17 protein-coding genes are annotated in these 25,668 nt (G+C 72.7%); 5 read left to right on the top strand and 12 right to left on the bottom strand.

The window, feature by feature from the left end:
- Positions 1 to 47: 47 nt before the first annotated feature.
- The 4 genes from BUE43_RS13730 to BUE43_RS13715 form a co-directional block, all read right to left on the bottom strand.
- A complete protein-coding gene (locus BUE43_RS13730; RefSeq protein ID WP_073483066.1) occupies positions 48 to 497 on the bottom strand; it encodes a GNAT family N-acetyltransferase in 450 nt (149 codons plus the stop codon).
- Positions 498 to 733: 236 nt separating this feature from the next.
- Positions 734 to 1,336: a bifunctional DNA primase/polymerase gene (locus BUE43_RS13725; protein ID WP_143174154.1), complete on the bottom strand. Its 603-nt coding sequence runs from the start codon at positions 1,334 to 1,336 to the stop codon at positions 734 to 736.
- Positions 1,333 to 2,994: an FAD-binding dehydrogenase gene (locus BUE43_RS13720; protein ID WP_073483062.1), complete on the bottom strand. Its 1,662-nt coding sequence runs from the start codon at positions 2,992 to 2,994 to the stop codon at positions 1,333 to 1,335. Before BUE43_RS13720 ends, BUE43_RS13725 begins: the two co-directional genes overlap by 4 nt.
- Positions 2,987 to 3,889: an alpha/beta fold hydrolase gene (locus tag BUE43_RS13715; RefSeq protein WP_073483060.1), complete on the bottom strand. Its 903-nt coding sequence runs from the start codon at positions 3,887 to 3,889 to the stop codon at positions 2,987 to 2,989. The genes BUE43_RS13720 and BUE43_RS13715 overlap by 8 nt, the downstream gene beginning before the upstream one ends.
- 1,420 nt (positions 3,890 to 5,309) lie before the next feature.
- Here BUE43_RS13715 and BUE43_RS13710 point away from each other — a divergent pair.
- On the top strand, positions 5,310 to 6,728 hold the full coding sequence (locus BUE43_RS13710) for an NsdA family TPR-like regulatory protein (protein ID WP_200797503.1): 1,419 nt from the start codon (positions 5,310 to 5,312) through the stop codon (positions 6,726 to 6,728).
- Positions 6,729 to 6,912: 184 nt separating this feature from the next.
- Here the strand turns inward: BUE43_RS13710 and BUE43_RS13705 are convergent, their stop codons facing one another.
- On the bottom strand, positions 6,913 to 8,685 hold the full coding sequence (locus BUE43_RS13705) for an alpha-keto acid decarboxylase family protein (RefSeq protein WP_073483055.1): 1,773 nt from the start codon (positions 8,683 to 8,685) through the stop codon (positions 6,913 to 6,915).
- A gap of 420 nt (positions 8,686 to 9,105) precedes the next feature.
- Between BUE43_RS13705 and BUE43_RS13700 the strand changes: the two genes are divergently transcribed.
- Positions 9,106 to 9,567 carry a transposase gene (locus BUE43_RS13700; protein WP_073483053.1) on the top strand — a complete coding sequence of 154 codons (462 nt, stop codon included), beginning with the start codon at positions 9,106 to 9,108 and terminating at the stop codon, positions 9,565 to 9,567.
- 78 nt (positions 9,568 to 9,645) lie between these two features.
- Here BUE43_RS13700 and BUE43_RS13695 read toward each other — a convergent pair whose 3' ends face one another.
- The gene (locus BUE43_RS13695) at positions 9,646 to 11,373 is read right to left on the bottom strand and encodes a long-chain-fatty-acid--CoA ligase (RefSeq protein WP_073483050.1); all 1,728 of its coding nucleotides are present in this window, start codon (positions 11,371 to 11,373) and stop codon (positions 9,646 to 9,648) included.
- A 716-nt stretch (positions 11,374 to 12,089) separates the two neighbouring features.
- On the opposite strand from BUE43_RS13695, the gene BUE43_RS13690 reads away from it, so the two are divergent.
- From BUE43_RS13690 to BUE43_RS13680, 3 genes are all read left to right on the top strand, one after another.
- Positions 12,090 to 13,613, top strand: a complete 1,524-nt coding sequence (locus BUE43_RS13690) for a PHA/PHB synthase family protein (RefSeq protein WP_073483047.1) — start codon at positions 12,090 to 12,092, stop codon at positions 13,611 to 13,613.
- A gap of 150 nt (positions 13,614 to 13,763) precedes the next feature.
- The gene (locus BUE43_RS13685; RefSeq protein WP_073483045.1) at positions 13,764 to 14,873 is read left to right on the top strand and encodes a Glu/Leu/Phe/Val dehydrogenase dimerization domain-containing protein; all 1,110 of its coding nucleotides are present in this window, start codon (positions 13,764 to 13,766) and stop codon (positions 14,871 to 14,873) included.
- Between the two features lie 266 nt (positions 14,874 to 15,139).
- Complete coding sequence (locus tag BUE43_RS13680) at positions 15,140 to 17,119, top strand: flavin monoamine oxidase family protein (protein ID WP_234995712.1); 1,980 nt, start codon at positions 15,140 to 15,142, stop codon at positions 17,117 to 17,119.
- A gap of 155 nt (positions 17,120 to 17,274) precedes the next feature.
- Here BUE43_RS13680 and BUE43_RS13675 read toward each other — a convergent pair whose 3' ends face one another.
- From BUE43_RS13675 to BUE43_RS34700, 6 genes are all read right to left on the bottom strand, one after another.
- Positions 17,275 to 17,529, bottom strand: coding sequence for a hypothetical protein (locus BUE43_RS13675; RefSeq protein WP_073483815.1), 255 nt, complete (start codon positions 17,527 to 17,529; stop codon positions 17,275 to 17,277).
- 378 nt (positions 17,530 to 17,907) lie between these two features.
- Positions 17,908 to 18,318 carry a cysteine/serine endopeptidase inhibitor gene (locus tag BUE43_RS13670; protein ID WP_073483043.1) on the bottom strand — a complete coding sequence of 137 codons (411 nt, stop codon included), beginning with the start codon at positions 18,316 to 18,318 and terminating at the stop codon, positions 17,908 to 17,910.
- Positions 18,319 to 18,410: 92 nt separating this feature from the next.
- Positions 18,411 to 19,232: a thaumatin family protein gene (locus BUE43_RS13665; RefSeq protein WP_073483041.1), complete on the bottom strand. Its 822-nt coding sequence runs from the start codon at positions 19,230 to 19,232 to the stop codon at positions 18,411 to 18,413.
- 21 nt (positions 19,233 to 19,253) lie between these two features.
- Positions 19,254 to 20,063, bottom strand: coding sequence for a glycoside hydrolase family protein (locus BUE43_RS13660; protein WP_073483039.1), 810 nt, complete (start codon positions 20,061 to 20,063; stop codon positions 19,254 to 19,256).
- 538 nt (positions 20,064 to 20,601) lie between these two features.
- Positions 20,602 to 23,154 (bottom strand): helix-turn-helix domain-containing protein, encoded by a 2,553-nt coding sequence (locus tag BUE43_RS13655; protein ID WP_073483037.1) that lies wholly within the window; start codon positions 23,152 to 23,154, stop codon positions 20,602 to 20,604.
- Positions 23,151 to 25,547, bottom strand: a complete 2,397-nt coding sequence (locus tag BUE43_RS34700) for a helix-turn-helix transcriptional regulator (RefSeq protein ID WP_200797502.1) — start codon at positions 25,545 to 25,547, stop codon at positions 23,151 to 23,153. Before BUE43_RS34700 ends, BUE43_RS13655 begins: the two co-directional genes overlap by 4 nt.
- Positions 25,548 to 25,668: the final 121 nt, after the last annotated feature.

The following is a 25,668-nucleotide window of genomic DNA, read 5'->3' as shown; positions in this document are numbered from 1 at the left end:
ACGAGCGCGGGAACCCGCACGGACGCGGGGTTCGCGGCGACGGACGGTCAGGCCGGGGCACCGGGCTCCGCCAGGGGCACGGGATCGTCGTTCAGCCGGATCAGTCCCGCCTCAGTTGGCCGGAATCCGCAGGAGCCGAAATAGAAGTCGCGGAGGTGCTCCTCGAAGTCCACGTGGAGCCAGGTGCAGCCCGCCTCCCGGGCGGCGTTCGCCGCGTGGCGCACGAGTTCCGTGCCGATCCCCCGGTGCTGGTGGTCGGGCCGCACCTTGGTGTCGAGCAGGAACGCGTGGGCGCCGCCGTCCCACGCGACGTTGACGAAGCCGACCAGGGACGTGTCGACCAGGGACGTGTCGACCAGCCGGGCGGTGACCCAGCCGAGGCTGTGCCGGCTGACCCTGTCCCACCACCCCGGTTCCGCCTGGCCGCCGTGGGAAAGCGTCAACCCGACCAGCTCGGCGTCACCGCAGTCGCCGCGCCAGCGATAATCGATCCTCATCTCGCGATCATCGCACCAGGCGCGGGGGACGTTCCGGAAAGGCGGCCCGATGGCGACCTGGCCGGGCTGAACCGAGCCGGCCCACCACCGGCGCGAGCAGCAACCGTCCTCAGTGGACAGTTTCGGGCAGTTCGGCCGGCACCACCGTCCCCACCGGCAGCCCTCGACCCACCCAGACGAACTGCTTTGTGGCGCTGGGGAAATCGTCGAACACCGCACGAGTCCGCTGTTCGGGTTCACCGGTGCTCCGCGGTGGGTGGGCGCGGGCCGCCCCAGGTTCGGGACAGGGCGTCCCGAACCAGGTTCCGGTGCGGGATCGCCCAGTCCACCGCCTGCGGGGAGATCCGCCAGCGGTAGGGACGCCGGTGCCGCCTGGTCGGTGGCAGCGGCACCCACGACCCCGTCCCCCACACCCGCGTCCCGGGCACCGGGCGGAGCGGGCCGCCGGAGGTGACCAGGAGCAGCCAGCTGTGGTGGGAGGTCACCGCGATCGGCCCCACGACGCCGGAGTTCCGCAGGGCCGGGATGACGCGTTCGCCCTCGCCGGCGGGGATCTCCACCGCGTCGATCCCCCGCCCGCAGGCCAACAGGATCGGGTGGGCGGCACGGGTCCAGAGCTCCCGCGCCTGGGACGCGGTCACTCCGGGCGGGCTTCCGCACGGCTGCGCGACCGGCAGGCAGTCCGGGTCGCCGGGCACCACCGACCAGCCCTGGGCGGCGTAGGAGACGGCGGCGTCCCGCAGTGCCGCCGCGCCTCGGCGCGACTGGCGCGACCAGCCCATCCCGCCCGACCCGCCCGACCCGCCCGACCTGTCCGACCTGTCCGACCTGGAGTTCATCCGAGATCCCGGTGGATCGCGCGGCCGGCGGTCCGGCCGGAGAAGACGCAGCCACCGAGGAAGACGCCTTCCAACGCGTTGTACCCGTGCATCCCTCCCCCGCCGAACCCGGCCGTCTCGCCGGCCGCGTACAGGCCGTCGAAGAGCGTCCCGTCCGGGCGTACCGCCTGCGCGTCGAGGGTGGTCTGGATCCCGCCCAGCGTCTTGCGGGTGAGCACGTGCAGGCGGACGGCGACCAGCGGGCCGTGGGCGGGGTCGAGCAGGCGGTGCGGCGTGGCGGTCCGCGTGATCCTCTCGGGCAGGTACGCGCGCACGTTGCGCAGCGACATCAGGTGCATGTCCTTGGAGTAGTCGTTGCGGAGCTGGCGGTCGCGCGCCACCACCTCGTGCTCCACGCGCGCGTAGTCCAGCGGCGCTTCGGGCGTGCGGGCGTTCATCGCCCGGACCAACCCGGCCAGGTTCCCGTGCATCAGGACGTCCTCGCCGCGTTCGAGGAACGCGCGCACCGGCGCCATCAGGCTCTTCTTGAGGCGCAGCAACACCAGCGCGGGGTTCTTGCCGGTCAGGTCGGGGTTCTGGTCGGAGCCCGACAGTTCGAACTCCTTGTCCACCATCGCGCGCGTCATGATCAGCCACGAGTGGGAGTGGCCGGACAACGCGATGTGCCGCAACGTCAGCAGGGCGGTGTGCCCCGGGAACAGCGGCGGGGGCAGCCGCCGACCGCTGGCGTCCAGCCACAGCGGCGACGGGCCGGGCAGGAGGTGGACCCCGTGCCGGGGCCAGACCGGCGTGTGGTGCTTCAGGGCGTCGGGGTAGTGCCACATCCGGTCCAGGTTGACCACCGAGGCGCCGGCGCGGTCGCTGATCCGCAGCATGCGCCCGTCGACGTGCGCCGGCACTCCGCTGAGCATCGCGGCCGGAGCCGGGCCCATGCGGTCGGTCGGCCAGTGGGCGCGCACCATCTCGTGGTTGCCGCCCATGCCGCCGGAGGTGACCAGGACCGCCTGCGCCCGCAGCTCGAACGCGCCGACCTCCTCCCGCGAGGAGGGCACGCCGCGGGGTTCGCGGGAGGGGACCAGCACCGCGCCGCGGACGCCGACCGCGGCCCCGCCCTCGACGACGATCTCGTCGACCCGGTGCCGGTGCCGGAAGGTCACCAACCCGCGCTCGGCGGCGGCCAGCACCGGGTCGCGGAAGATCCGGACGAGCTCGGGTCCCGTGCCCCAGGTGAAGTGGAACCGGGGGACGGAGTTGCCGGGGCCGGTCGCGGTGCCCACGCCCCGCTCGGGCCAGCCGACGATGGGCGTCAGGCACAGCCCGCGCCCGGTGAGGTAGCGGCGTTTCTCCCCGGCGGCGAAGTCCACGTAGGCCTCGGCCCACTCGCGGGCCCACCGGTCCTCGCGGGCGCGGTCGAACCCGGCCGAGGCCAGCCAGTCGGACAGCGCCAGCTCGTGCGAGTCCCTGACGCCCACCCGCCGCTGTTCGGGGGTGTTGACCAGGAACAGGCCGCCCTCGGACCAGTACGCCTGGCCGCCGAGGTTGGCCTCGTTCTCCTGCTCGACGACGATCACCCGCCGGCCGGCCCTGGTCAGCTCGTACGTCGCGACCAGACCGGCGAGGCCGGCGCCCACGACGATGACGTCCGCGTCGTCACTCATCGCCGGCACCTCCCCCGGCCGCGCCGGCGATGGCGTCGGCGAGGAAGGGGCGGAGGGACTTGAGGAGTTCTCCGGGGGACTCCAGCGGCAGCAGGTGGCCGCTGCACGGGACCAGCCGCAACCGTCCTCGGCGCAACCGCCGGCGGGCGGCGATTCCCTGCCAGAAGGGCACCAGCCGGTCGTGGACGCCCCAGGCGACCAGGACCGGCATCGGCAGTTCCCGTAATCGGCCGAGGAGCACGTCCTTCTGTCCGAGCAGTCCCACGGCGGAGCGCTGCGAGCGCAGGGTGGTGGCCAGCGCTCCCGGTGTGGAGACCGCGTGGGTCTGGCTGGACCACCACGGCGGGGTGATGCGCCAGGGCCGGACGGCGCCGAACACCGCCGCCGAGGTGACGAGCAGCGTGGGGCCGAAGGGGAGGACCGGGATCAGCCACCGCGTCAGGTCCCCGAGGGGGGTGACGGACTGCGCCACCATCGCCGGGCTGACGGCGCGGCCCATGCCGGAGGAGCTGACCAGCGCCAGGGCCGGCACGTGGCCCGGTCGGCGCAGAGCGGCGTGGACGCTCACCCCGCCGCCGAGCGAGTGCCCGACGAGCGCGGGGCGCCGCAGGTTGAGGGTCCTGGCGAACTTCCACACGAACGCGGCGAGCGACGGCGGGGAGGCGTCCGAGATCGGTCTGGTGTAGCCGTAGCCGGGCAGGTCCAGGGCGATGGCGCGGTAGTCGCGGGCGAGGTCCCTGAGGACGTCGTACCACGACTCGGAGACACTGCCCTCGCCGTGGATCAGCAGGACGGGATGCCCGTGGCCGGCTTGCAGGTAGCGGGTCGGTGTGCCGTCCACAGTGGTCCAGTGTTCTTCCACTGCCCGCTCCCGCACGGCGGTGGACGCGTTCATCGAGGTCTCCCGTCTCCGGTCATCTGGCGGCGCGGAGGCCGCGGGAGGTGCGGCACGGGCGCCTGCGCGCTGGTCGCGCGACGGACCAGGTGAGTCAACAGCCGGGACGGTAGGTGTGGGTGGTGTGGTGTTGGCAGGCGTGGGGGGCGACACCGGGAGCGTGGACGCCCGGTGGTGTGCGCGCCTGCTCACAGGGCGGTTCCGCGGGCACCGGAAGCGAACGGCCGGCGCGGAATTCGCGTTGATATGCCCTCTCGCCGGTGACGCGGTCGGACGGTACCTTGTCGAGATCGCGCAGCGGACAAGTGAGTGGCTTCTGAACTGGGATTTCGCACCGCGTGTCGGGGGCGGCGGTGTGGTTGGGGCGGTGGCGTGGTTGGCCGGCCGAGCGGGCTGAAGGGCGGGTCGAGTTCCGCCGTCGACTGACCGGGCCGGCATCCCGACGGCCTAGCCCGCCCGTTCACGCCGGGGAGCCCGAACGGGCTGTTTCCGACACGAGTGGTGAGAAACACCGCATGTTCACCCCATCGGCTGCTATCCACCACCCTCGTTGCTGCACTTAGCATAAGTTTTACCTCACGCGGAATCGCGTTCTCGCCATTGGCGCAAGCGGTGAAGAAAAGGGGAGTTGGCTTGGCATGACGAGAACGGCCAAAGGCTTGTTCATTCTCCGGGAGGCCGGTGAACGACCGCGGACCTCGACGTCGGCGGGACCGTTCGCGGTCGAGGCGATCGGCTCGCGGGTGGTCGCCACCGTCACCCACCAGGAGCGCGCTGGCCCGCTCCCCCGCGTTGACCTGCGCTCTGGCGGGGTGGGCCGCGTTCTCGTGGCGCGCCCCCCGCTGGGCGGTTCTCTTGCCAGAGGATTGCGACACGGTCCGACGCCGGAGCGCGCGAGAGGACGAGTCGACGGAGGAGAGGCGACCTGCGCCGAGGACGTCAACCGAGGACCGAATGGCACGCCGGACGGATCTTGGAATAAGATTCCCTCCCTGACCCCCGCGGTGAAGACCGGGGAGGCCGACGCCGGCCCGGGAATGTTCCCCCACGACAGCGGAATGACGCGCGCACACGAGACGAACGAACCACGGAAATGCGCTTCCCCCCGATTGGCCAGCGTGAGAGGTGACGGACAGGCGACGAGTGCGGCCGTGCCCGAGGAGAACGACGAAGAGGCGGTGCGCGCCGCGCGCCACCTCCGATCCGCCTTGTTCCTCACGCGGCCCGTCAAGCGCGGTGGTAGACCTTCACCTCATCCAAGAAACGTCATCTGACGAAACGTGGGACAGCGGGCGCCGCCCGGTCCCCCGCGTCGCCACCTGGTGCCCGACCCCGGGCACGGAGCGGGACGCCCCGGCACACCGCGGACTCCACCGGCGGCGGCCAGGTTTCCCGACGGGCGCGAAGGAGGCAGGAGGCTATGGACGTGCGATCGCGTGCTGGTCGACAGCCGAACGAACGGCTGCGCGCCGTGATGGAGGAGGCGGGGTGCTCCAACACCGGGCTGGCCCGCCGGGTCAACGTCTGCGGCGCCGAGCACGGACTCCACCTGCGCTACGACAAGACGTCGGTGGCCCGCTGGCTCCGGGGGCAGCAGCCGCGCGGCCGCGCGCCCGTGATCATCGCCCAGGCGCTGGGGCGCAAGCTGGGCCGGATGGTGACCGTCGAGGAGATCGGCATGACGTCGGGCCAGGGCGCCGCGCCGACGGTGGGCCTGCGGTTCGAGCCGACCGTGCCGGGCGCGCTCCGGCAGGCGCGCGCCCTGTGGCGCGGCGACGCCCACCGCACCGGCGCGCTGACCGGGGAGAGGCTCTCGACGTCGGTGCTGGTCCAGCCCAGCCGCGACTGGTTGATCGCCGGTCCGGACGCCGTCGTCGCCGGCCACGGTCCGGCCGCCGTGCGCACGGCGGACCTCGCGGTGCTCCGCGCGACGACCGCCTCGCTCGCCGAGCTGGACCACCGCTTCGGCAGCGGGCGGCTGCGTCCCGTCGTCGTCCACTACCTCGACAGCGTCGTCTCCGGGCTCGTCGCCGGCTCCTACGGGGAGGCCAGCGGGCGGCAGTTGCTCGGCGCGGTGGCCCGGCTCACCGAGCTCGCCGGGTACATGGCCGTCGACACCGGGCAGCCCGGCCTGGCGCAGCGCTACTACATCCAGGCACTGCGCCTGGCGCAGGCGGCGGACGACCGCGGACTGGGCGGCTACGTGCTGGCGTCCGGGATGAGCCGGGTGGCGCTCCAGCTCGGCAGCCCGCAGGAAGCCGTCCAGCTCGCCCGCGCGGCGCAGGAGGGAACGCGGGCGCGCAGCACCCCCACCGTGGCGGCGGCCTGCCACGCCGCGGAAGCCCGCGGCCACGCGCTGCTGGGCGACGCGCGTGCCTGTCAGCAGGCCATCGGGAAGGCGGTCGCGGTGCTGGAGCACGGCGATCCCGACAGCCACCCCGGCAGCGGACTCGGCAGCGGTCTCGACGGGGAGCCGGACTGGGCCGGCCACGTCGACCACGCCTACCTGGCGGAGGAGCTGGCCCGCTGCTCAGCGGACCTCCAACAGCGCGACACCGCCGCGCGGTGGGCCCAGGAAGCCCTCCGGGGCTGCCCGCCGGACCGGGCGCGGCGGCGTGCGCTCCGGCTGTTGCTCGTGGCCTCGACGCAACTGCGCTTGGGGGAGGTCGACCTGAGCTGCGGCACCGCGGCCCAGGCCGTGGAGGTGCTCGGCGGACTGCACTCCGCGCAGTGCGCCAGCGACCTCGCCGACTTCTGCGGCCGGCTGGAGGCACAGGGGCGTCGGGAGGAAGCCCGGGCGCTCCTCGCCGAGCCGGACCGAAACTGTTCTCCGGACTGATCCCGGACTGATCCCGGACTGATCCCGGGCCCGGTTTCGGGCCTGGTTTCGGGCCCGGTTTCGGGCCTGGTTCCGGGCTGCCCCGGGCCTGGGCGTGGACCCTCGTTGGCCGCGGCCACGCGGGTCCCGGTCGCGGCCGCCCCACCCTGGCGCTGGTCGGGCGCGCCGGGAAACGCCGACGGACTCAGGGAACCCAGCGGGCCCTGTCCGGCCGGTTGACGGACAGGCGCACCATTCCCGGCGGGACGTCGAGCCTGCCGGTGAACACCTCGATCAGGACCAGCCGGTCGGTGGTGGCCACGGCACGGGCGAGCGCGCTGTCCAGTGCGGCGCGGGTGCGGGCCGTCAGCACCAGCGGGTCCGCCACGCCCAGGGCGGCCGGCAGGTCGGCCCAGCGCCACCGGGCGATGTCGTTGTACACGGCGTTCACGCCGTGGGTGATCCGCTCGATGGTGTAGCCGTCGTTGTTCACCAGGACCACGATCGGCTTGAGGTGGTGGCGGCCGATGGTGCCCAGTTCCTGGACGGTGAGCTGGGCCGCGCCGTCGCCGATGAGCAGCAGCCCGCGCCGGGCGGGGTCGGCGAGTTGCGCTCCCAGCAGCGAGGGGAGGGTGTAGCCGATCGAGGCCCACAGCGTCTGCGCGACGAACCGGGCGCCGCTCGGGAAGCGGCGGTCGACGATGCCCATGAGCGCGGTGCCGTCGTCGGCGAACACGGTGTGGTTGGGCCGGACGGCGTTGCCCACCGCCTTCCACAGGTAGGACTGGGTCAGGGGGAGCCTCGGTCCGCACACCGTTCGGCTGACGCAGGTGGCGGCCTCCTCGGCCCTGGCCAGGGAATCCGCCGCGCGCCGCGCCAGCGCGGCCAGCCCGCGCGGCGCGGGGACGGCAGCCGACGCCGGAGTCGGGGTCGGGGTCCGGGTCGCAGCGTCTTCGCCGACCAGCTCGGTCAGCACGTCCAGCGCCGCGGCCAGTGGCACGCCGGGGAAGGCGGCGCCGTCCACTCTGGCGGTGGTCGGCCCGAGATCGATGCCCTCCTCGGGGTCGAACTCGTGGGTGAACTTGCCGGTGTTGAGGTCGGTGAGGAGCACGCCCGCGCGGATCAACAGGTCGGCCCCGTCGATCGTGGCCCGGACCTTCGCCTCGCTCATGCCCCCGGCGTACACCCCGAGGAACCCGGGCGTGCTCTCGTCCACGACGGTCTTGCCGGCCATCAGGGTCGCGTGCGGGAAGGAGCTGGCGGCCAGCAGGGCGGCCAACTCCTCGCGGGCGTGGAACCGGTCCACCAGGAAGTCGGCCAGGACCGCGACGTCGTCCGCCGCGGCGAGCCGGGCGCGGGCCGCGGCGCGGAAGGCCTCCAGGTTGTCCTGGTCGGCGGCCTTCGGGTCGGGCACGTCCAGCGACCGGTGCGGGACGGCGGGGCCCAGCGCGACATCGCGGGGCACCCGCAGGTATCCGGGTCGGCGCTCCCGCAGGCAGGTGATCAGCACCCGGTCGATCTCCGCCAGGGCGTCGTGGGGGCGCAGCACGGCGTCGGCGCACACCACCTGCCGTTGTGCGCGGGCGAACCGGTCGAAGTCCCCGTCCCCGAGCGTGTGGTGGACCACGGCACCGGCCCGCTCGGTGGCCTGTGTGGGGCCGACGGCGATGTGGAGCAACGGGACGCGCTCGGCGTAGGCGCCCGCCACCCCGTTGATCGCGTTCAGCTCCCCCACCCCGAACGGGGTCAGGAGCGCCCCGAAGCCGTTGGTGCGCCCGTAGCCGTCCGCGGCGTAGGCCGCGCCGAGTTCGTTCGCCGTCCCGATCCACCGCACGCGCGGGTGGGCGAGCACGCGGTCGAGCACCTGGAGGCTGTAGTCGGCGGCCACGCCGAACAGGTGTCGCACCCCCAGGGCGCTCAAGCGGTTCAGGAGGTGGTCCATCACCGTGATGTGCGGTCCTAACGGGCTGGTTTCCATGTCTGCCTTCCTTCTTCGGTGGGCGACTTCCCCACGCTAGGCACGGCCCCGGTGTTGGTGGCAGGCGTGCGCTGGCGGCATCGGAGGTGCGCGGACGACCTGTTGTGCGCGCCTGTTCCTCGGGAGCGGTCGTGCGCGTGCTGGATGCCGAACACTCCCGAAGCCTCGACGGAAAGCCCGTCTCATGTGGTGGCAGGCGCTCGGTTCGCGACATGGCGTGGAACGCCGGCTTGCCTGACGGCACGGCAGACCGTGCCATGCGGTGGAGTCGACCAGAGGCCTGGCCCCCGCCCGACGCGCACCGCGTGCGCACCCGTGGTGAGCGGAATGCCTTCCGCAGCACCGTCAATCGGTGCACACACCACATGAGACAGCCGAGTCGCGTTGCCGGAACGGCGTTGGGTGCCATGCTGTCCGGCCATGGGAGGGAAGTTGGCACGGCGTCTGGTACCTGATCCGCTCTGGAAACTGGCCGCACCGCTGATCCCCGGGTTCACCGCACGACCGCAGGGTGGCGGCACCGTGCCGCTCGACGGCCGCGACGTCTTCGCCGCCGTCGTGTTCGTGGTGACCAGCGGTTGCGCCTGGCGCCGCCTGCCGTCCTCCTTCGCGGTCTCACCCGCGACCGCGCACCGCCGCTTCGCCGCGTGGACGAAGGCGGGGGTGTGGGGGCGGCTGCGGCAGGTGCTGCTGGAGAACCCCGACCTCGGCGACGACCGGGACTGGGCGGTGGCGGTCGTCGACGCCGCGATGTCCCGGGGACAGCACTCCCCCGCCCGCCACCACGGGAGGCGCGCCGACGACCGCGCTGGTGGCGTCACGGACGTGAGCCCGGCGGAGCCGGCCACCGGCACCGGGGAGGCCGCGCCGCCGGCCGCCTGACCCGCGCCGCGGTACCGCTGCCGGAGAACGAACCAGCGTCCTCTCCTGGTTGCCGGTCCGGTGGCGGTGGTCGCCGCGTCACATCCCGATGAGCCCGGGTTCCCTGGCGGTGGTCCCGCCACTGGGGTGTCTGCTCAGGTGGACGACGTCGAGCCGGCCCCGTGCGTACTGGTCCTGGATGCCCCGCTTGTCGTACTTGCCCACCGAGTTCTTCGGCACCGAGCTCAGGACCGTCCACCGCTCGGGCACCATCCACGACTCGATCCGCCGGGCGAGGAAGTCGCGCAGGTCCGCCGGCTCGGCGCCGCTGCCCGGGCGCAGGGACACGGCGGCCAGGGGCCGCTCGCCCCAGCGGTCGTCGGGCACGGCGACCACGGCCGCCTCGACCACCGCCGGGTGCTCGGCGAGCGCGTTCTCCAGCTCCACGCTGGAGATGAACTCGCCACCGGACTTGATGACGTCCTTCGCCCGGTCGGTGAGGGTCAGGTAGCCGTCCGGGGAGATCCGCCCGACATCCCCGGTCCGCAACCACCCGTCGGGGGTGAAGTCCGCCTCCGGTTTCCGCTGCGGTGCGTCCACCCCGCCGTGGTAGGCGCTGGTGACGCAGGGACCGCGCACCTGCAACTCGCCCGTGGCCACACCGTTGTTGGGCACGATCACGCCGTCGTCGTCCACGAGCCGGAACCGGATCGACGCCGGGAACTGGCCCTGGCTGATCCGGTAGGACCACTCCTCCTCGCTGTCCACTCGCCGGGGTGGCAGGGCCGTGGTCGTCAGCGACGAGGTCTCGGTCATCCCCCAGGCGTGCACGAGTTCGATGGAGTGGCGGTCGCGGTAGGCGGCCATGAGGGCCGGCGGGCAGGCGGAGCCGCCGACGAGCCCCCGGCGCAGGCTCGACGTGTCGTAGGGGCGGGCGTCCAGCTCCGCCAGCAGGCCGGTCCAGACGGTGGGGACCGCGGCGGCCGCCGTCGGCCGGCCCAGCTCGATCATGTGGGCGAGCGGGACGGGCTGGAGGTACCGGTCGGCCAGCAGCAGGTCGGCGCCGGTGAGGAACGCGGTGTGCGGGATGTTCCACGCGTTGACGTGGAACATCGGGGCGATCGGGAAGATCGTCTCGCGGTGGGTCAGGTCGAAGCGGTTCGGCGCCGCCACCTGGAGGCAGTGCAGGTACGTCGACCGGTGGCTGTAGACGATGCCCTTGGGGTTCCCGGTGGTGCCGGAGGTGTAGCAGATCGTCGCGGCGGTGTGCTCGTCGAGCTCCTCCTCCCACGGGTAGTCGACGGGCTGGTCGGCGATCAGCTCCTCGTAGTCGTGCACCTCGCCGGTGAACCCCGCCAGGGCCGCGCGTCCGCCGCGGCCGGCGACGACGATGTGCCGCACGGTGTCCGGCAGGTGGGGCAGCACGGTGGCCAGGGTCCCGGTCAGGCCGGCGTCCACGACGATCACCTCGTCGCCGGCGTGCCGAATGGTGTAGATCAGTTGGGCGGCCGGCATGCGCAGGTTGTGGGTGTGCAGGACGGCGCCCATCGCGGGAACCGTGAGGAACAGTTCGAGGTGTCGGGCGTTGTTCCACATGAAGGTGCCGACGACGCTCTGCTCGCTCTCCGGCCGGGTGCCGGTGCGCACCCCCAGCCGGGTGCGCAACGCGTGTGCCAGACGGGCGGTGCGCTCGCCCACCTCGGCGTAGGACCTGCGGTCGAAGCTCCGCCCGTTCCACGTGGACACGGTGGAGGCGCCCTGGACCGTGGCGCCGTGCCGCAGGACGCGGACGAGGGTGAGCGGGATGTCCGGCATGGTGCTGTACATGACGACCCCTCCGTTCGAGTCTCGCTGGTGCGTCGGATCGTGGGCACCCGGAGATCCGTTGCGCCGAAAGGTAGGTGGCGCGTGAGCTCGTTGTCGCCTCCCGGAACGGTCTCGTGTGGCCGGGGCGCGCGGGGCTCTCCGTGGGTCTTCCCGATCCCGGAAAACCCTGCCGTTCCCGGCGTTTTCCTGGCCGGGCCGCGAACTCCGCACCGACATCGCGCGTGGTGGAGGGAAAGGCGCGTCGCGAACGCACACCTCGGCGGATTTCCCCTTGTCGTGGTTGGTATCCCGCGTCGTTCCACGTGAGATCCGCGCCGATTGTCGCGTTCGGTGGTGTGGGCGGGCCCCGAACGCTCTCCGCGCCTCCGCCACGCGCCCTCTGCGCACCCGGCGGCTGACCGGCGCGACGGACTCCCAACACGCCTGCCGACACCATTGCGCCCGCCGCTACTTTCCTTCCACGGAAAGCGAAAAGCCGCCGGATATCCGTTCACGGTCCGCCGTCCCGCCACGGCGACCGCGCGTCCCGTGCGCGCCGGGGCGGAGCATCCGGGGGTCACGACGGCGAGGGCCGGCCGGGTGGCCGGCCCGGCAAGGAGTGGCGACCGGTGAGTCCGCGTGGCAGCGAACCGCACCTCCACGACGACCGCCTTCCGGGCCCTGTCCCGGAAAGCTGGGCCTCGGGTAGCTGGGCCTCGGAAAGCTGGTGCGCGAGGGTGGTGCGCCAGTCCCTCCTCGGAATCCGCGAGCTGGCCCCGACGGCCGACTGGGGCCCGGACCCCGATGACCAACGGTTCGGCGACCCCGCCTGGAGTTCCGTCCCCGGCTACCGGTTCGTGCTCCAGGTCTACCTGACCTGGCGCCGGCTGGTCCTGGCCGGCGCCGAGGCGCCCTACCTGCCGGCCCGACGCCGCCAGCAGGTCCAGTTCCTCGCCCAGGTCCTCACCGAGGCCCTGGCCCCCACGAACGTCCTCCCCGGCAACCCCGCCGCGCTGCGCCGCGCCCTGGACACCCGCGGCACGAGCCTGGTCCGCGGAGCGGGCAACCTCCTGGACGACCTGGCCCGCCGCCGGGGACGCCCCGCCAAGATCGCGCCCGGCTCCTACCGCCTCGGCGAGAACCTGGCGGCCACTCCCGGCCGGGTCGTGCACCGCGACGACCTGGTGGAGGTGCTCCAGTACGAGCCGCAGACCGCCGAGGTGCACCAGGTCCCCCTGCTGCTCGTCCCGGCGTGGGTGAACAAGTTCTACATCTACGACCTGGCCCCCGGCCGCAGTCTCGTCGAGTGGGCGGTCCGCGCGGGCTTCACGGTGTTCGCCATCAGCCAGCGCGACCCGACGCCGGACCAGACCGACCTGGGACTGGACGAGTACCTGTCGCGGGTTCCGCTGCGCGCGCTGGACGTCGTCCGGGAGATCACCGGCTCGGAACGGGCCCACCTGGTCGGGGTGTGCGCCGGCGGGTTGCTCGCCGCGATCACCGCCGCCTGGCTCACGGCGGGCGGCGAGCCGGGGGTCGCCTCGCTGACCCTGCTGATGTCCGCCCTCGACCACACACCCCCCGACGGCGGCGACCAGCCGATGGCGGAGGAGATCGCGTTCCTGACCCGTGCCCTGTCCAGGGGCGACGGCCTGGTCGACGGCGGGCGGATCGGTGTCCTGTTCGACCTGCTGCGGTCCAGGGACACCGTCTGGCAGCCCCTCGTCGCCGGCTGGCTGCTGGGCGAGCGGCCGAAGCCCTTCGACATCTGGGCGTGGAGCGAGGACGGCATCGACGTGCCCCGCGTCCTGTTCGAACAGACCCTGCGCATCGCGGCGGACAACGCGCTGGCCCGCGGCCGGCTCCGGGTCGGGGGAAGACCCGTCGACCTGTCCGCCGTCGCGCAGGACGCCTTCGTGGTGGCCGGCCTCCGGGACCACATCGCCCCCTGGGAAACGGTGTACCGCAGCGCCCGGTTGCTCGGCGGCGACGTGGCGTTCCACCTGGTGCCCTCCGGGCACGTGGGCGGCATCGTCAACCCGCCGCGTCCGCAGGCGGACTACCGGATCTGCGCGGACGGGCTGCCCCCCGACCCCCGGGTCTGGTCGGCCCGCGCCACACCCCGGCACGAGTCCTGGTGGGTGGCGTGGTCGCGGTGGCTCGCGCCCCGCTCGGGTCCGCGCGTTCCCCGCCGCGCGACGGGCAGCGCCCGCCACCCCGCCGGCGCCCCCGCACCCGGGGAGTACGCGCGGTCACGGTGAGGACGCGGCCAGACACGGAGAGGGCGCGCTGAGGCGTCGAACGCCGGTGGGCGAACCGAAGCGACCACCGGCCCACCGCCACTACCCGACGCGGCCGGCATTCCCGGTACTCGTCACATCGAAAACCAATCCTCGCAAAGGAGAACCAGCATGAGTTCGTTCGACCGCGCCACGCCGCACGCCGTCCTCGGCTCGGATTCCTTCGAGCACGAGCAGGTCGTGCTGTGCCACGACCCGTCCACGGGTTTGAAAGCCGTCATCGCCATCCACTCCACCGCCCTGGGGCCAGCACTGGGCGGCGCCCGCTTCCACGCGTACGCCAGCGACGAGGAGGCCGTCGCGGACGCGCTCAGCCTGTCGCGCGGCATGTCGTACAAGAACGCGATGGCCGGGCTCGACCTCGGCGGCGGCAAGGCCGTCATCGTCGGAGACCCGGCCCGGGCCAAGTCCGAGGCGCTGCTGCTGGCGTTCGGCCGGTTCGTGGCCTCCCTCGGCGGCCGGTACCTGACGGGCTGCGACGTGGGCACGGACGAGGCGGACATGGACGTGGTGGCCCGCGTGTGCCGGTGGACGACCTGCTCCCGGACCGCCGGCGGCACGGGCGACCCGTCGGGCGCGACCGCCCTCGGCGTGTTCCAGGGGATGCGGGCGGCGGCCCACCACCGCTGGGGGACCTCGTCGCTCCGAGGTCGTACGATCGGGGTCGCCGGAGTGGGGAAGGTCGGTCACCTGCTCGTGGAGCACCTCGTCCACGACGGGGCGAGGGTGGTGGTCACCGACGTGCGAGCGGAGGCGGTGCGCCGCGTCGTGGACACGTTCCCCGAGGTCACCGTCGTGGCGGACACCGAGGCGCTGATCAGGGTCGAGGGGCTGGACGTCTACGCCCCCTGCGCGCTGGGCGGCGCGCTGGACGACGCCGTCGCGCCCGTGGTCACCGCCGAGGTGGTGTGCGGCGCCGCCAACAACCAGTTGGCCCGTCCTGACGTGGAGCAACAGCTCGCGGAGCGCGGAGTTCTCTACGTCCCCGACTACGTCGTGAACGCCGGCGGCGCGATCGCGGCCACCAGGGTGCTGACCGGAGACTCGCCGCAACAGTGCGCCGCCAAGGTGGAGCGGATCTTCGACACCACGCTGGCGGTGCTGGAGCGCGCCAACGCGGAGGGCGTTCTTCCTGGCGCGGCCGCCGACCGGATCGCCGAACAACGCATCGCCGGCGCGGCGAACGCGCGCGCGGAGGAGCGGGCCTCGCGGGCGGGGTAGCCCGACCACGGTGTCCACAGTGGACATCCCGGGTCGCCCACCCGAGTCGGACTCCGGCGGTCTCGGCGGCGCGGTCGCCGAGGCGGCAGGATGGCGTCGACGCCGATACCGAACACCGTTTTCGGCGAATGTCGCGCCCCAATTTCCGAAAATCCTTCGAGTGATTACTCGACACGATCGTGTGTAACTCTTCCTGACTCACTTGGTGGGGTGATCGTCCCTGGTTGATCTTGGCGGGCGTGGGTACCGATGACACGAATCACTCGTTGACGGATGGCATGGGGCGGCGGTCCTTCCTCACCGCGACGGCGGGGGTGACCGCGGCGGCGGTGGCGGGGGTCGGGGTCCGACCGGGGCAGGGCTGGGCGGCATCGCCGGCGCCGGCCAGGGACCCCCAGCGATGGGAGGAATGCCTGCGGCTGGCCCGCGAGCTGTTACTGGTCGGGCCCCGGGGCGAGGACCTCAAGCTGGAGTACCTGAAGGTGCTCATCGACGAGGGGCTGACCAAGACCACCCGGCCGAAGAAGGTGCTCGTCGTGGGCGCCGGGATCTCCGGCCTGGTCACCGGGATGCTGCTCAAGCAGGCCGGGCACCACGTCACCATCATCGAGGCGAACGCCAACCGGATCGGCGGCCGGATCAAGACCTTCCGGAAGGGTCCGGAGTGGACCGGCCGGCCGCCGTTCTTCGCCGACCACCAGCAGTACGCCGAGGCGGGGGCCATGCGGCTGCCGGACTTCCACCCGCTGGCGCTGGCACTGGTCGACAAGCTCGGGCTCAAGCGCCGCCTGTTCTACAACGTCGACATCAAGCCGGGCACCGGCAACGAGAAGGCCCCGGTGCCGCCGGTGGTCTACCGGTCCTTCACCGGCGCCGAATGGCGTCGCGGCCCCCAGCACACCGACTTCCGCCCCCCGACCGCGGCGTCCCGCACCTGGATCCACACCAACGGCAGCAAGGTGCGCCGCGCCGACTACGCCACGCGCCCGTCGGACATCAACTCCGGCTTCGGGCTCTCCGGCAACGACCTCGCCCTGACCGCGGGCCGGCTGCTCGACACGGCGCTGGACCCCGTCCGCGACTACTTCTCGGTGCGGAGCGCGAACGGCGAGCGGGTCAACAAGCCCGTGCCGGAGTGGATCGAGGGCTGGGCCCGCGTGCTCTACGACTTCGACGGCTACTCGATGGAGCGCTTCCTCACCGAGCAGGCCAAGCTGTCCACCGGTGTCGTGGACCTCATCGGGACGCTGGAGAACCTCACCTCCCGCCTGCCCCTGTCGTTCATCCACAGCTTCCTGACGCGCAGCCTGGTGAGCGCGTCGGCGACCTACTGGGAGATCGAGGGCGGAACCGCGAACCTGCCCTACGCGCTGCTTCCCCTGGTGAAGAACGAGGTTCGCATGAACCGCAGGATGACGCGGCTGGAGTACTGGGACCCGCGACGGGACTGCTCCGGCTGCGCCCACGTCGGCGCGAACGGGCCGAAGGTGTGGATCGAGACCGTCAGCGAGACCGGCGGAGACGACGCCAGCTCCGGCAAACCCGGGGAGCGCGAGGTGTTCACCGGCGACGTCGCGATCATCACCGTCCCGTTCCCGGTGCTCCGCCACGTCGAGGTCACCCCCGGGTTCTCCTACGGCAAACGCCGGGCCGTGGCCGAGCTGCACTACGACTCGGCGACCAAGGTGCTGCTGGAGTTCAACCGCCGCTGGTGGGAGTTCACCGAGCAGGACTGGCACCGCGAGCTCAACGCGATCAAACCCGGTCTGTACGAGCACTACCGCTCGCAGGAGAAGGCCGAGGCGACCGGGACCGTCGGCGGCGGTTCGGTGACCGACGGCCCCAACCGGTTCCTGTACTTCCCCTCGCACCCGGTCCAGGGCAGCCGCGGCGGCGTGGTGCTGGCCAGCTACAGCTGGGCCGACGACGCCAACCGCTGGGACTCCCTCGACGACGCCGACCGCAGCGCCTCGGCGATGCGCGGCCTCCAGGCGGTCTACGGCAGGCGGGTCGAGGCGTTCTTCACCGGCCACGCCCCGACCCAGAGCTGGCTGCGCAACCGCTACGCCGGCGGCGAGGCCGCCGTGTTCACCCCGCGGCAGCTCACCGAGCTGCAGTCCTCGATCCCCACGCCCGAGGGGCCGGTCTTCTTCGCCGGCGACCACATCTCCCTGAAGCACGCCTGGATCGAGGGCTCCCTGGAGACCGCCGTCCGCGCCGCCCTCGACGTCAACAACCTCACCTGACCGTCCCCGCCGCACCGCACTGTCCAGTGTGGACTTCTCGGTGCGGTCTCCTTGCTCGCGGGTTCCGGCAGAAGGGCGCACCCGCCCGACGCACCCGCCCGCAGGAGTGCCGGTTCGCCCCGGTCGAGACGACCGGGGCGAACCGGCACGTCAGGTCATCCGGAGTAGGTGCCCCGGTACTCCACGGGGCCCTCACCCGGGAACTGCGCCGATCCGTGGAACCTGTTGCCGTTGTCGAAGAAGGTCACACTGCCGTTGCCCGCCTCGCCGCTCCACGTGACCGTGGTTCCCGCCGCCGGCCTGGCGCCGCTCCCCACCACCTCGCCGCGGTTGCGGATGTTGATCTCCAGCGGCTGGTCCTGCTGCCAGCCGCCGCCCCCGGTGTGGATCTCGGTGTCGTACGTGGCCATTCCACTCTCCCTCAACCAGTTGGCCCTCGACCAGGTGGCCCTCGGCCAGATGGACATCACACCGGTGACCCGGTCGCGGTCACCCACTTCCGCTCGGCCACCGGCTTCACCCATCGTCACGGTCGGGATTGACGTGCCAACACCCCTGCCCCTCAACGTCAACTCATCGTGTACACACATCCGTGTCGTTCTTGACACACAGGAACGTGTTCTGCACCAACGGTGTCCACTGTGGACAATGATGCCTCGGGGTGAACGGGCGGCGAACACCGCGTTCTTCCCGATGCCCGTTGGCCAGGCTGGCCATCGCGTGAAGGACCGTCGCGCCCCGCCCCGGGGGCGGTGGGCAGGGCGCGACGGTCCTGGCGGCTCAGCTCGTCAGCGGACGAACTTCCACGTCACCTGGATGACGCCCCGGCTGGGGTCGGCCAGTCGCGCGAACGCCGGCTTGCTGAGGTCGATGTGGGTTCTGTCGCAGGAGGGACACTTGTCCCTGACCGGCACTCTGATCGTCCGGCCCTGGAAGGACACCTCGACCGAGACGCCCTTGCACAGCGGGTCGTTGTTCGGGTTCGGGCTCGTCCAGTACGACGCCGGCACGGCGACGAGCATCTCGGTGTTGGCGTTGATCCGGGTTCCGCAGGCGCCGTAGCCCGCGTTGTCGTAGTAGGTGGCCTTGCCGCCGATCGGGTTGGCGAACGGAACGGCGGCGCCGGCGGCGCCGGTGATCGTCAGGGGCAGGGCCACCACGGCGGCCAGCACGGGCAGGGACTTGCCGATCTTGCTCATGTTTGCGTCACCTTCGATGTGCTCGTTGAATGCGTTGAACAGCAACGGAGATCTGGTCATCGGGGCGCGAGGTCCCGTGGAGAAGGTCGCTCCTACCTGCTGGCGCGGTGGAAGACGACGTTGAACCCGCTGCACTTGCGGCACTGCCGCACCAGCTGGTTGCCCGGCTCCCGGTCGTGCCCGGACCACGCGTACGCCCTGGGACAGCGGGACGCCAGGGCCCGGCTGTAGTCGGTCGGGGCGTCGCGGTTGGGGTTCGTGCACAGCATCGGCCGACCGTCCGGCCACCGGGTCAGGTTCTGCGGCGGGCAGTACGGCAGGAGGTTCTGGGCGCAGCCGAGGGACTGGCACTCCGGCGACCCGGGCGGGGCCGACCAGTCGCGCGGCTCGATGGTGATCGGCAACGAGAACGCGTTGACGTAGCTGACGTTGTACCAGGGCGCGAGCGGGTCGTGCCTGGCGAAGTTGAACTCGGCCAGGCTCGCCGGCTGCTCCCCGTGCGTGCAGCGGTCCGGCATCGGGCCGCAGTCCGCGACGCGGCAGCGGAAGGTGCTGCCCGGCGCGCCGTCGCAGTCCTGCCGGGCGAAGAACTTGCCCCGCCAGTGGTGCGGCGCGGACGACTCCGGGATGGTGATCGTGGCGGACTGCCCCGGTTGCAGGGTCGGCAGCCCGGTGAGGTTGCGGGAACCGTCGGCGTTGACCCCGCTGCCGATCCAGATCTTCTCGCCAGTCCGGTTGACGAAGGTGATGGTGTGGTTGGCGGCCGCAGCGGTCTCGGCGGCGTCGACGGTGTTGTCAGTATTGGCGGTATTGGTATTGGCGGTATTGGTGGTGTTGGCGGCGGACGCGCTGGGCGCCCACAGCGTCGCCGCGACGGCGATCACGGCGAACAGCGCGTACAGGAACTTGCGCATTGCTCCTCTTCCGGGTTCAGGTCAGCGGGCGGCGCGGTACGCGACCCCGGACGCGTTGGGCGTGGAACCGGAGTAGAGGCCGGTGGGGCTGGTCGCGGTGGACAACGTGAACCAGGCGTAGCGCTCCACGAAGTGCAGGCCCTGCAACATGGCGGTCGAGTTCCGCACGAAGTCGGCCTGCTCGCGCGGGTTCGGGTACCGCGGCGTCGGCCTGGTGAAGTCGATCAGGCCGTACTCGGTGAGCCAGATGGGCTTGCGGTACCGGTCGTACACCGCCTGGAGGTAACCGCGCAGGTGCCCGACGGCGGCGCTGGAGAAGTCGCTGCCGTACCAGTGCAACGGGATGAAGTCGACCCGGTGGCCGCGTGCGGCGGCGCCGCTCATGAACCGGTCGAGCCAGCCGCCGGGGCGGTCCCCGCCGAACGCGACGGCGGGAGCGCTCAGCCGCATCCCGGTGCCCTGCAGGCGCGGCCACAGGTCCAGGGCCCGTTCCACGGACATGTTCGCCTGTCCGGCCAGGTCGGGCTCGTTGAAGGCCAGCAACGTCCTGCCGGACGCTTTGGCCCGGTTCAGCTCGGTGTCCGTCACCGAGCCCGGACCCCAGATCATCGGGACGAACTCGACGCCCGGCGCGGAGACGCCCCGGTTGTCCGATGCCCACGTGTAGAACCAACCCGCGCGGACGTCCCTGAGGGCGGCGTTGGCGCCCGGGACGTTCGCCGCGCTGACGCCCTTCTTGGTGTGGACGACGGCCGAGGCGGACGAGGTTGTCGCGCCGAGCAGCGCCAGCACGGCCAGGACGAGCGTCACGAGCAGGCGTGGTCGTCGCATGTGGTCTCCTCTCTGCGCAGTGGGGAAAGGACCGGCACGGGGCTGGGTGTCCCCGCGCGCGCTCGACGAGCGAGCCGGTCAGGGCCAGCGTGGTGACGGCCGCACGGGCGAACAGCGACGGCGCAGCGCCATTCGGCGTCATTCGGCGTCATTCGGTGATGTCGCCGGCTCGCGTCGTCGCGAGCGCCGGTGTCCCGTCGCTGATCGCGTGGACGGGGATCACTGGAGCTGGAGCTGGACCTGCCGTGGTTCACCCGGTGAAGCCAGGGAGAAGGTAGATCTCCCGCCCACGGCGTGGCCGACCGAGGGGGAAACCCCTCGGCAGGACTACGTGAGGGTTTTCCCCATGCGCAGCAGGAAGAGCGCTGGTGTGGTGTAGGGTCCCGCGAACTTCCTGCGGCCATACGACTTCTTGACCACCGCGATACCCCGCACGCGCCAGCGGTTCCGCTGCCGGACAGGCGAGGGGCGAGCGTCCTGTCCGTCTACTGTGGACTACCGAGGAGAAGTCAGACCTTGGTTCCGGCGCACGAACCGTCTACTCCTGCCGTGGGTACTCGCCGGTCAGGATGGCCGTCGCCAGTTCGACTCGTGAGCGGTAGCCGGTGCGGTGGAAGAGCCGGGTGAGCCTGCCCTCCACGCTCTTCTCGGTGGTGCGCAGGACAGCGGCCAGCTCGCGGTTGGTCAACCCTTCCGAGACCAGGGTCGCGAGCAGGCGTTCGTTCTCCGTCACCGTCGCGGCGCGGCCGGGCACCGGGATCGCGCGCTCGCGCATGAGGTGGCGCAGCCGGGCCCGGGGCAGCAACGCGTCGAGCTGGCCGTAGAGGCCGTAGGCCTCCTGCAGCAACCGGGTGTCGCCCCGGCCGTGCACGGCCACGAGCTCCAGCGTCTCCGCGAGCTCCCACGGCTGGTTCCGGTACCGCACGAGCCGCACCACCTCGTCGCCGGAGTCCTTGTGCGCGACCACCCGGGCGAGCAGGTGGTTGCGGTGGACCCGGCCGAGGTCCAGCCGCCGCGCGAGGTGGCCCAGCCGTGACGCGATCTCGGGCGCCCGCGCCGGGGTCAGCAGGAGCAGGCGCAGCCAGAGCTCGTCGGTGGCGAGGACGAGCCCGAGCCGCGCCGCGACCTCCAGGCCCTGTTCCAGCAGGCGGCGTGCCCGGTCGGGCGCGCCGAGCACGCGGTCCAGCTCGGCCTCCGCCATGCTCATCACGTGCGGGAGGCAGTCCTGCTCCGCGCGACCCTGGTCGATCACCGCACGGGCACGGGTGAGCTGGGCCCGCGCGGCGAGGATCTTCGCCATCTCCTGGCGCACGGCCGTGTGCGCGGGGACGTGACCGGCGGGCGCCCGGGTGGCCAACGCCAGCCGCGCGGCGGCCAACGCCTCGTCCCAGCGACCCGCCCGCGCTCCCAGCGCGATGTCCACAGTGGACCGTTCGTGCGGTGGGGTCCCGTGCTCGGCGTACAACCGGTCGATGCGGTCGATCTCGCCTGTCGCGGCCAGGGTCCACGCGACCGCGGACAGCAGGCCCGGGCGGTGGCGGGGATCGCGGAACAGCGGCAGCAGCCCCGGATCGGTGGCGATCCGTTCGCACTCGGCCATCCGCCCGGTCAGGAGCGCCGCGCCCATCAGGAAGAGCTCGCCGTAGGTCGTGGTGGCGTCGTCGGCCGAGGCCCAGATCGACCTGGTGTCGCTCAGCAGCCGGTACGCCTCGTCCCACCGGCCCGTCAGGCACAACGCGATCGCCCGCGCGGTGGTCGCGCCGGCAGGCCCGCCGGGTGGCGCCTGCCAGCCGTGCTCCGCGATGTCCCGCAACGCCGCGCGGTCTCCGGTGGCGGCGAGTCCGACGAGGTAGATCACCAGTGTTTCCTGGGCCGCCGTGGCCGGGACGAGGTCGACGCACTCGCGGAGCACCTGTTCCGCGCTTTCCTTCGCAGCGGCGAAATCCTGGTGGGAGGCACATGTCGCGGCCTGGAGGAGCAGCGCGGTGGCACGACGCGAAGGTTCGGCGACGCGTCGCGCCGCCGCGCGCAGCCAGCGCCGCGCGTGGTGGTAGTCCTGGCGCATCGCGGCGGACCCGGCGGCGAGGAGTTCATCGCCCGCGCGAGCGCTGTCGACGAGGTCGGCCGCGTCGACCAGGCGCTCCGGCAGGTAGGTGGGATCGGCGCAGGTCGCGGTGCCGGACCACAACGCCGTGACGGCCACAGTGGACAGTTCCCGCCTTTCCCAGGGCCCGAGCCGTTCCCGCAGGCACGACGCCAGCAGCGGCGTTCGGAAGCGCCACGCGCCTCCGCCGCGCGTGAGGTACGGCGCCAGCCGGTCGAGTGCCGCCCGCAGCGCGTCCGGCGACAGCCCCACCGCCTCCGCCACCAGTCCCTCCGCCGCCGGTCCCAACGGGTGCAGCACGGCCAGGGCCTTCAGCACGGCCCAGTCGGGGTCGCCGACCAGTCTCAACGCCCGCAGCACGGGGTGGTCCGGGGGCGGAGCGGGTGGTTGGCCGGCGGGCACCAGGTAGGCGGTGCGGTCGACGATCCGCAGGGTTCCGGCCGCGCGGTGGCCGTCCACCGCGAGCCGCAGGAGCGCGGGGCGTCCCCGGCTGCCGAGGTGCAGGGTGTCCACCAGCTCCGGAACCGGGTTCGCCTGCAACAGGTCGGTCAGCACGCGTTCGGTCTCGGCGCGGCGCAGCGGCCGCAGTGGCACCACGGTGCGCGGGACAGCCGCCAGCTCCGCGTGGCGCCGTTGGAGGGGCGTGCGGTAGGTCGCCACGACCGCCACCCGCAGCCGGGAAAGCGTGGTCAGCGCCTCCTGGTCGGCGCGGTCCAGGTCGTCGAGGAGGAGCACCGACGGCGGGGCGAGCGCCAGCGCCGCGGTCACCCTGGCCACCAGGTTCCGGTCTGCGCGCAGCACGGGGACGTGCGCCGTAGCGAGGCCCATCTCCTCCAGCGTGTCGCGCACCTCGGCCAGGACCGCGCCGCGCCCGACCCCGGCTGCCCCGGTGATCAGGACGGGAGCCGGACGTTCCGCCGTGGCCGCCCGCACCACCTGGAGGACGACGTCGCGCCGGCCGACGAGCCGCGATGCGGCGCTGGTCATCCGCGCACCCCGGGGATGCGGCCGTCGAGGCTCGCCGCGGCCAACTCCACCCGCGAGCGACACCCCGTCCACGCGAACAGCCTGGTCAGGTGGTGCTCGACGGTTTTCTCGCTGACGCGCAGGGCACTGGCGATCTGGCGGTTGGTCTGCCCTTCCCTGATCAGCTCGACGATCTGACGGTCCATAGTGGACAGAGCTGTGGGACCTGTCTCCCGCACCGCCGGGACTCCGAACTCGCGGAGCAGCGCGTTCACCCGCGCGGGCAGCAGAAACTCCGTCCCGCCCTGGTGGCTGATCGACCGCAGCTCCGCGATCACGTTCCGGGAGTCGTCGCAGAACCGCGCCAGGATCTGGCACGCCCACAGCAGGTCCGGCCGGTGCCCGCGCTGGCGCACCACGTCGACGCCCTCGGCGGCGCTGGCCAGGTCGCCGTGCAGCAGACCGCGCCCCAGGAGGACTGTCTGGCGGGTGAGCCGAGTGCCGTCCCGTCGGTACAGGTCCTCGGCGTCGGCCATCAGCGCCTCGGCCATGTCCCGGTTTCCCAGGCGCAGCGCGATTTGCAACGCCTGTAACAGCAAGCGTTCCCTGCCCCACCGCGCTCCCTCGGTCCGGGCGAGCCGCAGCGTGCTCCAGGCCAGGTCGAGCGCGGCGGCGTGTTCCCCTCGTCGACCCAGCACCGCACACTCCACTGTGGACCGAACCAGGGAGTAGCGGATGTCCTGACCCGCCTTGGACAGCCACGCCTCCGCGTCCCGCCACTCGCCCCGCGTCGCGTGGATCGCGGCCGCGACCAGCCGCGCCATGTGGTGCGGTGGGCTCGTGCCGGCGCCGTGCGACTCCAGTTGCCGCACCGCCCGCAGGGCCGCCGTCCAGTCGGCGGCGGCGTAGCCGCGCACCACCTCCTGGTAGAGGCGCGGCGGGCTGTTCCGCGCGCTGCGGTACCGCTGGCCGAGCACGATTTCCAGAACGGTCGCCACATCTCCTCCCCCACCGGCTTCGACCAGGTCGTCGAACCGTTCTGCGGCACGCCCGTTGCGCACCGCGCGCAACGCCTGCGCGCATTCCCGGGGCTCGACTCGCAAAGCGTGGTAGATCGCGGTGAGCTCGGCGGTCGACACCAGCCGTTCGACGTCGTCGGCCCGTGGTGGCAACGGAGTCCACGACGGGAGCCGCCCCAGCCACCAGGCAGCCAGCCGGGACGGTGGCTCGTCCGCCAACGCGGGCACGGGGTCGGCGCCGTTCAGCTCGGCCAGCATGCCCGCGGCGGCGAGGTCCCACCGCCGCGCGCGGTCCGCCCCGGCGGCCTCCTCGTCGAACACCTCGCGCAACAGGTCGTACTGGCCGGTCCGCGCCACGAGCGGCAGCAGGTCGGTCCGCGCCCCCAGCCGCCGCGCCGAGGCCGACCACCGGGCGGCCCGCTCCGGCTCCCGCCGCTCGGCCTCGGCCACCTGCTCCACCAGCCACCCGGCGAGCGCGCCGCCGTCGGCCACGGCCGGCGCGGCGGCCGCGACGTGGTCGGCGAGCGCGGCCCGGTCGACGGGAAGCCCGCGCCGCAGCCCGTCGAGCAGATGCCGGCCGACCAGCCAGTGGACCGCGCGGGCCGCGTCCGGCCCGGCCTGCTCCACCACGGTGGCCGCGAGCGCCGCGCAACAGCAGCTCAGCCGGCCTTCCCTGTCCGCCACGAGAACACCGCACTCCACGAGGGCGTCGACGGCACGCCCGGCCGCGGCCAGGTCGCCGCCGGCGAACACCGACAGGTCGGCCAGGTCCACACCACCGAGGACTGCGGCCGCTTCGAGCACCGTCCGAGCGGGATCACCCACCCTGGCGGCACACCGCACCAGGTGGTGCTCCGGAGGGAGTCCGATCGGCACTTCGAGATGCGCCAGGCAGAGCCGGTCCCGCACCGGCACAAGACGACCGACCTCGGTCAGTCGGCCCACCAGCGCGAGCACGGTGCCGGGATTGCCGAACCAGGACCCGAGCGCGCTCCGCAGAGCGTCCACCGCCGCCTCGTCCAGCCCAGCATCGTTGCGCAGCAGCGCGACAACGTCGTCGTCGCCCAGCGGCGGGAGATCCACCACCTCGTCGGCGATCTCGGGCAGCTCCACGTCGTCGTCCAGGCACGTGGCCACCACCAGGCATCCGGGCTGCCGGCACGCCAACAACGCGTCCGCCGGCACGGCCGGATCATCGGCCACGAGCACGGTTCGCGGGACGACCTGCGTCGACGGCCTGCCCACAGGCGCCGGCGCGACGCGCAGGCCCTCGGCCCGCCACATCGCCGTGGCGGCGCGCAGCACCTCGGAGCGCCCGCTGCCTGGCAGGCCGCGCACGACGAGGAGCCGTCCTCGCCACCCCATCCCGAGAGCGGCGCGGCGCAGCGAGTCCATGTGCGCGCGTCTGCCGCGTGGGTGCGACCCGTCCCAACCCCGCACGCCGCTCCCTGGCCCGTCCGTTGTCCGACCCCGATCCAGAACCGGTGCCCCACAACAACATCGCGGCCTCGTCGCG

The organism is Streptoalloteichus hindustanus, from assembly GCF_900129375.1.
GTDB lineage: Bacteria > Actinomycetota > Actinomycetes > Mycobacteriales > Pseudonocardiaceae > Streptoalloteichus > Streptoalloteichus hindustanus.
Note: the sequence above shows the minus strand (reverse complement) of the source record. Positions and strands in the feature narration are given on the sequence as shown.

Bases quoted from the DNA above. Each gene is read 5' to 3' on its own strand.
- BUE43_RS13730 (WP_073483066.1), bottom strand. From the start codon at position 497: ATGAGGATCGATTATCGCTGGCGCGGCGACTGCGGTGACGCCGAGCTG.
- BUE43_RS13725 (WP_143174154.1), bottom strand. From the start codon at position 1,336: ATGAACTCCAGGTCGGACAGGTCGGACAGGTCGGGCGGGTCGGGCGGG.
- BUE43_RS13720 (WP_073483062.1), bottom strand. From the start codon at position 2,994: ATGAGTGACGACGCGGACGTCATCGTCGTGGGCGCCGGCCTCGCCGGT.
- BUE43_RS13715 (WP_073483060.1), bottom strand. From the start codon at position 3,889: ATGAACGCGTCCACCGCCGTGCGGGAGCGGGCAGTGGAAGAACACTGG.
- BUE43_RS13710 (WP_200797503.1), top strand. From the start codon at position 5,310: ATGGACGTGCGATCGCGTGCTGGTCGACAGCCGAACGAACGGCTGCGC.
- BUE43_RS13705 (WP_073483055.1), bottom strand. From the start codon at position 8,685: ATGGAAACCAGCCCGTTAGGACCGCACATCACGGTGATGGACCACCTC.
- BUE43_RS13700 (WP_073483053.1), top strand. From the start codon at position 9,106: ATGGGAGGGAAGTTGGCACGGCGTCTGGTACCTGATCCGCTCTGGAAA.
- BUE43_RS13695 (WP_073483050.1), bottom strand. From the start codon at position 11,373: ATGTACAGCACCATGCCGGACATCCCGCTCACCCTCGTCCGCGTCCTG.
- BUE43_RS13685 (WP_073483045.1), top strand. From the start codon at position 13,764: ATGAGTTCGTTCGACCGCGCCACGCCGCACGCCGTCCTCGGCTCGGAT.
- BUE43_RS13675 (WP_073483815.1), bottom strand. From the start codon at position 17,529: ATGGCCACGTACGACACCGAGATCCACACCGGGGGCGGCGGCTGGCAG.
- BUE43_RS13670 (WP_073483043.1), bottom strand. From the start codon at position 18,318: ATGAGCAAGATCGGCAAGTCCCTGCCCGTGCTGGCCGCCGTGGTGGCC.
- BUE43_RS13665 (WP_073483041.1), bottom strand. From the start codon at position 19,232: ATGCGCAAGTTCCTGTACGCGCTGTTCGCCGTGATCGCCGTCGCGGCG.
- BUE43_RS13660 (WP_073483039.1), bottom strand. From the start codon at position 20,063: ATGCGACGACCACGCCTGCTCGTGACGCTCGTCCTGGCCGTGCTGGCG.
- BUE43_RS13655 (WP_073483037.1), bottom strand. From the start codon at position 23,154: ATGACCAGCGCCGCATCGCGGCTCGTCGGCCGGCGCGACGTCGTCCTC.
- BUE43_RS34700 (WP_200797502.1), bottom strand. From the start codon at position 25,547: ATGGACTCGCTGCGCCGCGCCGCTCTCGGGATGGGGTGGCGAGGACGG.